This is a genomic window from Paludibacter sp. 221 (genome assembly GCF_010501035.1).
In the GTDB taxonomy this organism is placed as follows: domain Bacteria; phylum Bacteroidota; class Bacteroidia; order Bacteroidales; family Paludibacteraceae; genus QVMH01.
On the sequence record NZ_QVMH01000006.1, the window covers coordinates 93,268 to 106,261 of the forward strand.

The following is a 12,994-nucleotide window of genomic DNA, read 5'->3' on the forward strand; positions in this document are numbered from 1 at the left end:
TTAACACTTCACTTAAGATGGGTAAATTGACAAAAAATCAAAAATTGGCTTTGGAAAAAGTTGATACAAACAAAGCCTACACATTGAAAGAAGCAGCTGGATTAGTAAAGGAAATTACCAATACTAAGTTTGATGCTTCTGTTGATATTGATGTACGCTTAGGTGTTGATCCACGTAAAGCTAACCAAATGGTACGCGGCGTTGTATCGTTGCCAAATGGTACTGGTAAACAAATAAGGGTTCTTGCATTATGTACTCCAGATCAGGAAGCGGCAGCAAAAGAAGCAGGCGCAGATTATGTTGGTCTTGATGAATATATAGAAAAAATAAAAGGCGGTTGGACTGATATTGACGTTATCATTACTATGCCGGCTATCATGGGTAAATTAGGTGCTTTAGGACGTGTTTTAGGCCCTCGTGGTTTAATGCCGAACCCTAAGAGCGGTACTGTAACCCAAGATGTGGCTAAAGCAGTAAAAGAAGTCAAACAAGGTAAGATTGATTTTAAAGTAGATAAATTCGGTATTGTTCACACTTCAATCGGTAAAGTTTCATTTACCGAAGATAAGATTGTGGAAAATGCGAAAGAGTTTATGTCTACTTTGATGAAATTGAAACCTACAGCTGCCAAAGGTACTTATGTAAAGAGCATTTATCTTTCGAGCACAATGAGCATGGGTGTTAAAATCGACCCGAAATCAATTGACGAATAAAAATTAAGGTTTATGAAAAAGGAAGATAAAAGCATCGTAATTGAACAACTGAAGTCTACATTAGCAGCATATCCTCACGTTTATCTGGCTGATATAGGTGGCTTGAATGCCGCTCAAACCAGCGATTTGCGTAAGACTTGCTTCAAAGAAAACATCAAGCTTGTTGTAGTAAAGAATACTTTGCTGCAAAAAGCTATGGAAAGCTCAGATGTAGATTACAGTCAACTATATGACGTACTGAAAGGTGAAACTTCACTTATGCTTTCGGAAACAGGTAACGCGCCTGCTAAACTTATCAAAAGTTTCAGCAAAGGTAACAAAAGCGGAAAGCCTGAATTGAAAGCAGCTTATGTTGAAGAGTCATTTTACATTGGTGCAAGTCATTTGGAAGATCTTGTTAATATCAAGAGTAAAAACGAACTTATCGGCGAAATCATCACATTGTTACAATCGCCTGCTAAGAACGTTGTGTCAGCACTCCAATCAGGAGGTACTACTATTCACGGCGTGTTAAAAACGTTAGCTGAAAGATAAAAAGATTTACAGTTTATCCGTTGATAGATTGTAATACAATAAAAACAAATTTTTAGAATAAAAACAAAACAAAATAAAATCGACTAAAATGGCAGATTTGAAAGCTTTTGCAGAACAATTAGTTAACTTAACAGTAAAAGAAGTTAATGAATTAGCTCAAATTTTGAAAGACGAATATGGTATCGAACCAGCTGCTGCAGCTGTTGCAGTTGCTGCTGGTCCTGCTGCAGGTGGTGGCGCTGAAGCTGCTGAAGAAAAATCATCATTCGACGTAGTATTAAAAGCAGCCGGTGCTAACAAATTGGCTATCGTGAAATTAGTGAAAGAATTAACCGGACTTGGTTTGAAAGAAGCTAAAGACATGGTAGATGCTGCACCTTCAGTAATTAAAGAAGGAGCTGCTAAAGACGAAGCTGAAGCCTTGAAAAAACAATTGGAAGAAGGCGGAGCTGAAGTTGAACTTAAATAATTATTGCCTGTAAATCAGGTATTTGGTTTAGATTCCTTCATGCCCGAAGGATTCTAAACCTTTTTCTGCTATAGAAAAAACAGGTTTTTACGGACAAGAAATTATTTGGTATAAAATTTGAGGCATACAACGGCCTTTTGAATTTTCTCGGAAGTATAAATTATCACTTATTATCTTGCTAACCTATGCTGGTTTTTTTTCAAACGCCTCTTGGCTAAGGATGAGAAACTTGTAGCCTCCGTAAACGCAAAATAAGTTCACTGCAAAAAATTATAACCACTTTGAAAATGTCTTCATCAACAACAAAACAAAGGATTAGTTTTGCTTCAATCAAAAATCAGCTTGAATATCCTGATTTTTTGGAAGTACAGTTAAAATCTTTTCTTGAATTTTTTCAATTAGACACACCTCCCGAAAAAAGAAAATCGGAGGGATTATACAAAGTATTTTCAGAAAACTTCCCTATTTCTGATGCCCGTAATAACTTTGTCCTTGAATTCCTCGATTACTATATTGATCCTCCACGTTATACCATTGATGAATGTATCGAACGCGGGTTGACGTATAGCGTACCGTTGAAAGCAAAATTAAAATTATATTGTACCGACCCTGATCACGAAGATTTCGATACGGTTATCCAAGATGTTTATTTAGGGCCTGTGCCTTATATGACAGCTAAAGGTACATTTGTTATCAATGGTGCCGAACGTGTTATTGTGTCACAATTACACCGTTCGCCGGGTGTGTTTTTCGGGCAAAGCATTCACGCCAACGGAACGAAGCTATATTCGGCTCGTATCATCCCATTCCGTGGTTCGTGGATCGAATTCGCTACCGACATTAACAATGTGATGTATGCATATATCGACCGTAAGAAAAAATTACCGGTTACTACATTGCTGCGTGCCATCGGTTTCGAGAGCGATAAAGATATTTTAGAGATTTTCAATCTGGCAGAAGAACTGAAAGTAAATAAAACCAACCTGAAAAAAGCCGTAGGCCGTAAACTGGCTGCAAGGGTTTTGAAAACTTGGGTTGAAGACTTTGTAGATGAAGATACCGGTGAGGTAGTAACTATTGAGCGTAACGAAGTGATTATTGACCGTGAAACTGTGATTGAAAACAGCCATGTGGATGATATAATCGAATCGGGCGCGCAAACTATCCTGTTGCACCGCGAAGATACAAATCAGGCAGATTATGCCATTATATATAATACGCTTCAGAAAGACCCGAGCAACTCGGAAAAAGAAGCGGTACTTTACATCTATCGTCAGTTGCGTAATGCTGAACCTGCCGATGACTCTACTGCACGCGAAGTTATTACAAACCTTTTCTTCTCCGAAAAGCGTTATGACTTGGGCGAGGTAGGACGTTTCCGTATCAACCGGAAATTGAACCTGTCTACCAGCAGCGATGTAAAGGTATTGACAAAAGAAGACATTATCGAAATCATTAAATATCTGATTGAATTAACCAATTTGAAAGCAGATGTGGATGATATCGACCACTTGAGTAACCGTCGTGTGCGTACTGTAGGCGAGCAGCTTTACAACCAGTTTGGTGTAGGGTTGGCACGTATGGCACGTACTATCCGCGAGCGTATGAACGTTCGCGACAACGAGGTGTTTACTCCAATCGACCTGATTAATGCCAAAAGCATTTCGTCGGTTATCAATTCATTCTTCGGAACGAATGCCTTGTCTCAGTTTATGGACCAACAGAATCCTTTGGCTGAGATTACACACAAACGCCGTATGTCGGCTTTAGGACCTGGTGGTCTTTCGCGCGAGCGTGCCGGTTTCGAGGTACGCGACGTGCATTATACTCACTATGGTCGTCTTTGTCCGATTGAAACGCCTGAAGGTCCAAACATCGGTTTGATATCTTCGTTGTGTATTTATGCTAAAATCAATGAATTAGGATTTATTTCGACTCCTTACCGTAAGGTACAAAACTCGGTAGTCGACCTTTCGTCAAATGGTATTCACTATTATACTGCCGAAGAGGAAGAAGACTTGGTAGTAGCACAGGGTAACGCTCCTCTTACTGACGATGGACATTTTATCCGTCCGAAAGTAAAATCGCGTTTGGAAGCTGATTTCCCCGTGGTAGACCCAAGCGAGGTGAATCTGATGGACGTAGCTCCTTCGCAAATTGCTTCGATAGCAGCAGCGTTGATTCCGTTCCTTGAGCATGATGATGCTAACCGTGCGTTGATGGGATCGAACATGATGCGCCAGGCAGTTCCTTTATTGCGTTGCGAAGCTCCTGTTGTTGGAACCGGAATTGAAGCTCAGTTGATACGCGACTCGCGTACTCAGATAGTAGCCGAAGGAAAAGGTGTGGTAGAATATGTTGACGCTAATATAATCAAAATCCGTTACGACCGTACTCAAGACGAAGAATTCGTTAGCTTCGATTCGGGCGTAAAAGAATATTTGTTGCCTAAATTCCAAAAAACAAACCAAAATACAACTATCGACTTACGTCCGGTTGTACGTGTAGGGGAGAAGGTTGAAGCAGGGCAAATCCTGACCGAAGGTTATTCTACCGAAAATGGTGAGTTGGCTATTGGTAAAAACCTGAAAGTAGCGTTCATGCCTTGGAAAGGGTATAACTTCGAGGATGCTATCGTTATCAACGAACGTTTGGTACGTGATGATGTATTTACATCAATTCACGTGGTGGAACAACTGCTCGAAGTACGTGAAACAAAACGTGGTATAGAAGAATTTACAGCCGATATACCTAACGTTAGCGAGGAAGCTACAAAAGACTTGGACGAAAACGGTATAATCCGCATCGGGGCACGTGTTGAGCCGGGCGATATTATCATTGGTAAGATTACTCCTAAAGGGGAATCAGATCCTTCGCCTGAAGAAAAACTGCTTCGTGCTATCTTCGGTGACAAAGCCGGTGATGTAAAAGACGCTTCGCTGAAAGCCAGTCCTTCATTGTCAGGGGTGGTTATCGGAAAACGTTTGTTCTCGAAAGCTCAGAAGAACAGAAAAGCTAAATTGGCAGATAAGGCACTGTTGCCTAAACTGGATGAGGAGTTTGAAACTCAGGCAGATGAACTGAAAGAGACTTTGGTTGAAAAACTTGTACAGCTTATTGGAGATAAAACATCGGCAGGCGTGAAAGATTTCATGGGAACCGATATTGTTTCTAAAAACAGTAAGTTCACTACGGAACGTTTGCGCGAGATAGATTATTCGTCGGTATTGCTGAATAAATGGACTACTGATAATCATAAAAATGAGTTGGTAAAACAACTTATACTGAATTATCTGAAAAAATATAAAGAACTGGATGCTAAACTGAAACGTCAGAAGTTCAATATCACAATTGGTGATGAGCTTCCAAACGGAATTGTACAGATGGCTAAGGTTTATATCGCTAAGAAACGTAAAATCCGTGTAGGTGATAAGATGGCGGGACGTCACGGTAACAAGGGTATTGTGTCGCGTGTAGTACGTCAGGAAGATATGCCTTTCTTGGCCGATGGAAGTCCGGTAGATATCGTATTGAATCCGCTTGGTGTGCCTTCGCGTATGAACCTTGGACAGATATTCGAGACAGTTCTTGGATGGGCAGGAAAAGAGTTGGGTGTAAATTTTGCGACTCCTATTTTTGACGGTGCATCTCTTGACGACCTGAACCAATGGACTGACAAAGCCGGAATTCCACGTTATGGTAAAACATACCTGTACGATGGTGGAACAGGCGAACAATTTGACCAGCCTGCTACAGTAGGTGTAATCTACATGCTGAAACTGGGTCACATGGTTGAAGATAAGATGCACGCGCGTTCTATCGGGCCATACTCACTTATTACTCAACAGCCACTTGGAGGTAAAGCTCAGTTTGGTGGTCAGCGTTTCGGAGAAATGGAGGTTTGGGCGCTCGAGGCATTTGGTGCTGCTCATATTTTGCAGGAAATACTTACTGTGAAGTCTGACGATGTGAATGGACGTGCCCGCACATACGAAGCTATTGTAAAAGGTGACCCAATGCCTACACCGGGTATTCCGGAATCGCTGAACGTGTTACTGCACGAGCTTCGTGGTCTGGGATTAAGTATCAATTTGGATTAACTTCCCTGAATCTCCTGAGAGGGAGGCTTTCGGGATTGTTTAGCACCAATAGTAAATTGTAAATGATTAAATAGTAAATCAAAATATGGCTTTTAAAAACGATAATAAAGCAAAAAGCAGTAGTTTTAATAAAATCTCAATTGGACTTGCTTCACCTGAAGAAATATTAAAACTATCGCATGGCGAGGTACTTAAACCGGAAACCATTAACTATCGTACTTACAAACCTGAGCGTGACGGGCTTTTCTGCGAACGTATTTTTGGTCCTACCAAAGACTTTGAATGTCATTGCGGAAAATATAAGCGTATTCGTTACAAAGGTATTGTCTGCGACCGTTGTGGTGTGGAAGTTACTGAAAAGAAAGTACGTCGTGAGCGTACAGGACACATTCAGTTGGTTGTTCCGGTAGCGCATATATGGTATTTCCGTTCGTTACCAAACAAAATTGGTTATCTGCTGGGAATGCCTACCAAGAAACTTGATGCTATTATCTATTACGAAAAATTTGTAATCATTCAGGCAGGTATTGCCGAGAATGATGAAAATATAGTTAATGGCGAATTATTGACCGAAGAAGAATACCTGGATATATTGGATAATCTTCCTCGCGAAAACCAAATGCTTGATGACTCTGACCCTAATAAGTTTATTGCTAAAATGGGGGCAGAGGCAGTATATGATTTATTAAGCCGTTTGGATTTGGACGCATTGTCGTACGAGTTGCGTCACAAAGCAAATACAGATACATCGCAACAACGTAAAACAGAGGCATTGAAACGTTTACAGATAGTAGAATCGTTCCGTGCTTCCAAGTCGCGTAACAAACCGGAGTGGATGATTGTAAAAATCGTTCCTGTTATTCCGCCCGAATTGCGCCCGTTGGTTCCGCTTGATGGAGGACGTTTTGCTACTTCTGACTTGAATGATTTATACCGTCGTGTTATCATCCGTAACAACCGTTTGAAACGTTTGATAGAGATTAAAGCTCCTGAAATCATTTTGCGTAACGAAAAACGTATGCTTCAGGAAGCGGTTGACTCGTTGTTCGACAACTCGCGCAAATCGAGTGCGGTAAAAACTGATGCTAATCGTCCGTTGAAATCGCTTTCGGACAGCTTGAAAGGTAAACAAGGACGTTTCCGTCAGAACCTGCTTGGTAAACGTGTTGACTATTCGGCACGTTCGGTAATCGTTGTAGGTCCTGAACTGAAAATGCACGAGTGCGGTCTGCCTAAAGAGATGGCAGCCGAACTGTTCAAGCCGTTTATTATCCGTAAACTTATCGAAAGAGGGGTAGTAAAAACGGTAAAATCGGCTAAAAAAGTCATCGACCGTAAAGATCCTGTTATTTGGGATATATTAGAGTACGTGATGAAAGGACATCCCGTATTACTAAACCGTGCCCCGACTCTTCACCGTTTGGGTATTCAGGCTTTCCAGCCAAAAATGATTGAAGGAAAAGCTATTCAGCTTCACCCGCTTTCGTGTACTGCGTTCAACGCCGACTTCGACGGTGACCAGATGGCTGTTCACTTGCCACTTGGAAACGAGGCAGTGCTCGAAGCTCAAATGTTGATGTTAGGTTCGCATAACATCTTGAACCCTGCCAATGGAGCGCCTATTACGGTACCTTCGCAAGACATGGTTTTAGGATTGTACTATATTACCAAACCACGTGAAGGCGCTAAAGGCGAAGGCTTGATTTTTTATTCGGCGGAAGAAGCTGAAATTGCATATAACGAAGGAAAAGTTGCTTTACACTCGTTGATTAAAGTGCGTTTGAACGTGAAAGGCGAGGAGCGTTTGATTGATACAACTGTGGGACGTATTATGTTTAACCAACATGTGCCCGAAGAAGTTGGATATATCAACGAACTGCTTTCTAAAAAATCGCTTCGTGATATTATCGGTAACGTAATCGAAGTATGCGGTGTTGCCCGTACAGCACAATTCCTTGATGATATTAAGGATTTGGGTTACCGTATGGCATTCAGGGGTGGATTGTCGTTCAACCTGAACGATGTGATTATCCCTGCCGAAAAAGAAGAACTTATAAAAGAAGGTAATGCTGAGGTTGAAGAAATTATGAATAACTACAACATGGGATTCATAACTAACAACGAGCGTTACAATCAGATTATTGATACTTGGACTCATATCAACTCTAAGCTTTCTAACATCTTGTTGAAACAACTTTCGACAGACAATCAGGGTTTCAACTCTGTTTACATGATGTTGGATTCAGGAGCTCGGGGTTCTAAGGAACAGATTCGCCAGTTGTCCGGTATGCGGGGTTTGATGGCAAAACCGCAAAAATCGGGAGCTGAGGGTGGACAAATTATTGAAAACCCTATCTTGTCGAACTTTAAGGAAGGACTTTCGGTACTTGAGTACTTTATTTCTACTCACGGTGCCCGTAAAGGTCTTGCGGATACGGCGTTGAAAACGGCTGACGCGGGTTACCTCACACGTCGTTTGGTTGACGTATCGCAAGATGTGGTTATTGCTGAGGAAGATTGTGGTACATTACGCGGATTGATTGCTACTGAAGTGAAAAATAACGAAGATGTTGTTTCGTCACTTTACGAGCGTATCTTAGGACGTGTGTCAGTGCATGATATTCACCATCCGCTTACAGGCGAATTGCTTGTTCAATCGGGTGAGCAAATTACCGAGCCTTTGGCAAAAGCTATTGAGGATTCGCCGATAGAACGTGTTGAAATCCGTTCGGTATTGACTTGCGAATCGAAAAAAGGCGTTTGTGCTAAATGTTATGGACGTAACCTGGCAACAGGAAAAATGGTTCATTTAGGTGAAGCTGTGGGCGTTATCGCGGCACAGTCAATCGGTGAGCCGGGTACACAGTTGACACTGCGTACGTTTCACGTTGGGGGTATCGCTTCGAACATTGCTGCCGAATCTAAAATTGTGCTGCGTTACGATGGCCGTTTAGAATTTGACGAGCTTCGTACTGTAGATGCAACCGATGAAAACGGAAAACCATATGGTGTAGTAGTAAGCCGTTTGGCCGAAATGCGTGTTGTAGATGTGAATACTAATATCGCACTTACAACTCAGAATATACCTTATGGTTCAAAGCTATACGTGAAAGATGGCGATATGGGCTCGAAAGGGCAGTTGATTTGTGAGTGGGACCCATTTAACGCTGTTATTATCTCGGAAACCGAAGGTAAAATCAAGTTTGAAGATGTGGTAGAAGGTGCTACTTTCAAGACAGAGACAGACGAGGCTACTGGTTTGCGTGAAAAAATTATGGTTGAGTCGAAAGACCGTACTAAAGTTCCAAGTGCTCATATTGTTGACTCAAAAGGAACGGTTTTACGTACATATAACTTACCTGTGGGTGCTCACCTTGTACTTGAGGATGGGGATAAGATTAAAGCAGGTCAGATGCTTGTAAAAATTCCACGTGCTGTAGGCAAAGCTGGTGACATCACCGGAGGTCTTCCACGTGTAACGGAATTGTTCGAGGCACGTAACCCTTCTAATCCTGCTGTTGTAGCTGAGATTGATGGTGAAGTAAGTTTCGGTAAAATCAAACGTGGTAACCGTGAATTGTCGGTAACTTCGAAAACGGGAGAAATGAAAAAATATCTTATTCCGCTTTCAAAACAGATATTGGTGCAAGAAAACGACTTTGTGCGTGCAGGTACTCCGCTTTCTGACGGGGCAACTACTCCGGCCGACATTCTTGCTATCAAGGGGCCTACTGCCGTTCAGGATTATATTGTAAACGAAGTACAGGACGTATATCGCCTGCAAGGTGTGAAAATTAACGACAAGCACTTCGAGGTTATCGTACGTCAGATGATGCGTAAGGTCGAAATCGTAGAGCAGGGTGATACCCGCTTCCTTGAAAAACAAATCGTTGATAAAAACGAGTTCATGGAAGAAAACGACCGTATCTGGGGTAAAAAAGTAATTCTAGATCCGGGAGATTCGGAAACGCTGAAAGCCGGACAGATTATCACTACCCGCAAGCTGCGTGATGAGAACAGTATATTGAAACGTCGCGACCTTCGCTTGGTCGAAACGCGTGATGCTATACCTGCAACTTCGAACCAGATATTACAAGGTATCACACGTGCAGCGTTACAAACTACAAGTTTCATGTCGGCAGCAGCCTTCCAAGAAACAACAAAAGTGTTGAACGACGCTGCTATCAACGGAAAGGTTGATAAGTTGGAAGGATTGAAAGAAAACATTATCTGTGGACACTTGATTCCTGCGGGAACAGGACAACGTCCTTTTGATAAGTTGATTGTTTATTCGCGCGACGAGTATGAAAAGAAAATGGACGCACGTAAAAATGTGTTGGATATTGTAGATACCGACGACGAAATGTTAGACGAAGAATAAAATCTATTTTGATAGAAAAAAGCCGGATTCAGAAATGAATTCCGGCTTTTTTTGTAGTGTATGGGTAGAGGTTATTCATCGCTGCTGTGCGACGAATCTTTCGCGTGGTAAGGTGTGTCGATAAAACAAGAGAGGACATCTTTTTAGGTGTCCTCTCTTGCATTATCTGAACTTTTTCAATTCAAATAAATTTCGCTAAACCGGTTGTTTGTTATTTCCTCAGTTCTGTAAGTTGCTGCAAATTGCAAAATTTTTTTTAGGGTTTCTTTCTTCGGTTGCAGGCTGTTTGTTGTTTGTTGTTTTTTTAATGAAATTGAATCCGGTTCAGACTTTTTTGATAATGTAGAATTTTTTGGCATAGGCATTTCATATTTTACTTTGAATATAAAACGCACTACTCTACAAAATAGTATGTATCGGTATGAAATTATTTTAATTCCAGATGCACATCGCTTTCAGTGGCCATACGCCGCATGTTTAGCAAAGCGTAGCGCATACGCCCTAAAGCAGTGTTGATACTTACGTCAGTCTTTTCAGCTATTTCTTTGAAGCTCAGCCCTTCGAAAAATCGCATACGCACCACAGCTTGTTGGCTCGACGGTAAGTAGTCAACCAGTTGCACCACATCGCGCAAAACCTGTTCGTTCGACAGTATGTCTTCGATGCTTTTTTCGCTTAGCTTGGTGTCGTTTATTATATCGTATTCTACACCGTCGGCCGAAAAGGTGTTTTCGTTTTTCTCGCGACGGAAATGGTCGATAATAAGATTGTGGGCTATCCGGTTGATCCATGCCAAAAACTTACCTGATTCAACATATTTGCCTTGTTGAATAGTAGCAATGGCTTTGATGAATGTGTCCTGAAAAATATCTTCGGTAAGCTCGCGGTTGCGGACAAAGAGGAATATATAAGAGAAAACCTTCGACTTATATCTTAATAACAACACTTCAAATGCCTTACTATTGCCAGCCTCAAACAACCTTACCAATTTTTCATCGGTCAGTTGATGTAAATTCATGTATTACTCCTTTTTTAGTTAAATGTAGTAATTGTGGGCAATAGGCAATAATCGTTTATTATTAAATGTTTGAAGTGTTAATTGTTATTTATTAATGCAAATATAGTGAAAGCCGAACGTAAAGTCAAACTTGTTTGAAACTTTGCTAAGGCTCATCCTATATTATGCAAATATAATAAATGTCTTTTAAATAAAAAATATTTTAGCAGGGAAATTATTTGCTTTGAAATACAGATAGTTAAAAAGAAAATAGCAATAAGCCGGAATTTAAATTCATAAATACCGGCTCATTATTGTTTAAAAAAAGTAATACTTATAATGTGTTGATACAATAAGGATTACAATTCCGCTATACACCGTACGCTTAAGCCGTTCGCTCGGCAGCTAATATCCGCAGGGTACACGAGACTATTACTGAAGGCCAAGTGGTACGAGTACACGTTGTTAAAGCTACCAATCCAATAGTGGCCTCCAGAGCCTACATTATGGAGTTCGGCAGTATTGTAGGCACGGTAGCCGGCAGCAGGTAAAAATAAAGTAGTAGTCTCACCATCAGGTTTAATCTCGTAACCGGCAGTACCGTTAGCAGCGTCGTGCCATGTCCAAGTATTAGCCACAGCAGCACTCGAAGCACCGGAAGTTGAACCGCCACGGAAGATATCACTCCACTCGCCCTGAGCAGGTACACGCCAACCGACAGGACATGGGTCGTAAGTACTGTTTTTGGGGTTACGCCAGTTTAAATCGGCAGTAGCCACCATTGCTACATCAACCCAGTTATATGGGTGAAGCGAAACTTTAATGAAAGATCCGGAAATACCGTCGGGAACTGTAGCATCGTTGTTATCAGATAATGTTGTTGTTATAGTACTGTTGCGCTTCTCGTGACCATCAGTTATACGTCCCCATTGGTATAAGTCGCCGTAAACAACTGAGTTATTATCTCTTGTATTAGGATAAGAAAACACAGGACTGCTATATGTCTTTTGGGCTTCTATACTCTGATCTGTAGCACCCAGATTATAGCACATAAACGTACTCCATCCTCCCGCTACTGTTTTAGTCCCACAGCCTACTGCCACTTCGGCTATATCACTGTTTACACTATTGCTGTTAGCATCGGTAACTTGGCAGTAATAACGGCGCATGCCCAATGCTGATAAGTCGGGAGTAAAAGTTGCTGCTGTTTCACCAGTTATAGGGGCAGGAGCGGCGTTGGTGTTAGCTGTCACTTCGTACCATTGGTAAGTAAGAGGAGCAATACCTGTAGCTGTCACGCTGATAGTAGCCGCATCAGTACCAACACCTAACAGAGTACCTTCACCTACGGTTTCTTTCCAGTTGAATTTACGAGGCTGAGTTACAATAGTAAGGTTGCTATTACCGCCACTACAGTCGGACACCCAAACAGTACCGTTCCATGTGTCGGTACAGTTAGTGGTAGTGTTGTAAATGGTTAGCCCCTTAGCCAAATCCTTACCACTTACCGATAAGGCATTACGCTGGTCGGTAGTAAGCTGAGGCAAGCGCAAACCTCCCGTAGTACTTACTACCTCTAATGCCGAGAATGTTTCGGGTGCTTTGTCAGCACCGATAGTTACCTGTGCATTTGCACTAAAAATGAAAAACGAAAATTGAAAAAGACAGAACAAAATAAGGGTCTGTCGTAATGATTGTTTTCTGTTCATGATTGTAATAATAAGCCCCCCTGAATCCCCCCACAAGGGGGGACTTTGGAGAGTGCAGTTAATAATATAGTTGATTCATAATTTTTATTTT

The 12,994-nt window shown here is 41.5% G+C and carries 7 protein-coding genes; 5 read left to right on the forward strand and 2 right to left on the reverse strand.

The window, feature by feature from the left end; all coding sequences use genetic code 11:
- Window positions 1–17: 17 nt before the first annotated feature.
- From rplA to rpoC, 5 genes are all read left to right on the forward strand, one after another.
- Window positions 18–713, forward strand: a complete 696-nt coding sequence (rplA, locus tag D0T49_RS02785; RefSeq protein WP_163629061.1) for a 50S ribosomal protein L1 — start codon at window positions 18–20, stop codon at window positions 711–713.
- A gap of 12 nt (window positions 714–725) precedes the next feature.
- A complete protein-coding gene (gene rplJ / locus D0T49_RS02790; protein WP_163629062.1) occupies window positions 726–1,247 on the forward strand; it encodes a 50S ribosomal protein L10 in 522 nt (173 codons plus the stop codon).
- A gap of 88 nt (window positions 1,248–1,335) precedes the next feature.
- Window positions 1,336–1,716 (forward strand): 50S ribosomal protein L7/L12, encoded by a 381-nt coding sequence (gene rplL / locus D0T49_RS02795; protein WP_163629063.1) that lies wholly within the window; start codon window positions 1,336–1,338, stop codon window positions 1,714–1,716.
- Between the two features lie 287 nt (window positions 1,717–2,003).
- Entirely contained in the window at window positions 2,004–5,816 is a 3,813-nt protein-coding gene (gene rpoB / locus D0T49_RS02800) for a DNA-directed RNA polymerase subunit beta (RefSeq protein ID WP_163629064.1), read from the forward strand.
- Window positions 5,817–5,901: 85 nt separating this feature from the next.
- Window positions 5,902–10,197, forward strand: a complete 4,296-nt coding sequence (rpoC, locus tag D0T49_RS02805; RefSeq protein ID WP_163629065.1) for a DNA-directed RNA polymerase subunit beta' — start codon at window positions 5,902–5,904, stop codon at window positions 10,195–10,197.
- 427 nt (window positions 10,198–10,624) lie between these two features.
- Here rpoC and D0T49_RS02810 read toward each other — a convergent pair whose 3' ends face one another.
- Entirely contained in the window at window positions 10,625–11,215 is a 591-nt protein-coding gene (locus tag D0T49_RS02810; protein ID WP_163629066.1) for an RNA polymerase sigma factor, read from the reverse strand.
- Between the two features lie 338 nt (window positions 11,216–11,553).
- Window positions 11,554–12,903 carry an FISUMP domain-containing protein gene (locus D0T49_RS02815; protein WP_163629067.1) on the reverse strand — a complete coding sequence of 450 codons (1,350 nt, stop codon included), beginning with the start codon at window positions 12,901–12,903 and terminating at the stop codon, window positions 11,554–11,556.
- Window positions 12,904–12,994 lie beyond the last annotated feature (91 nt).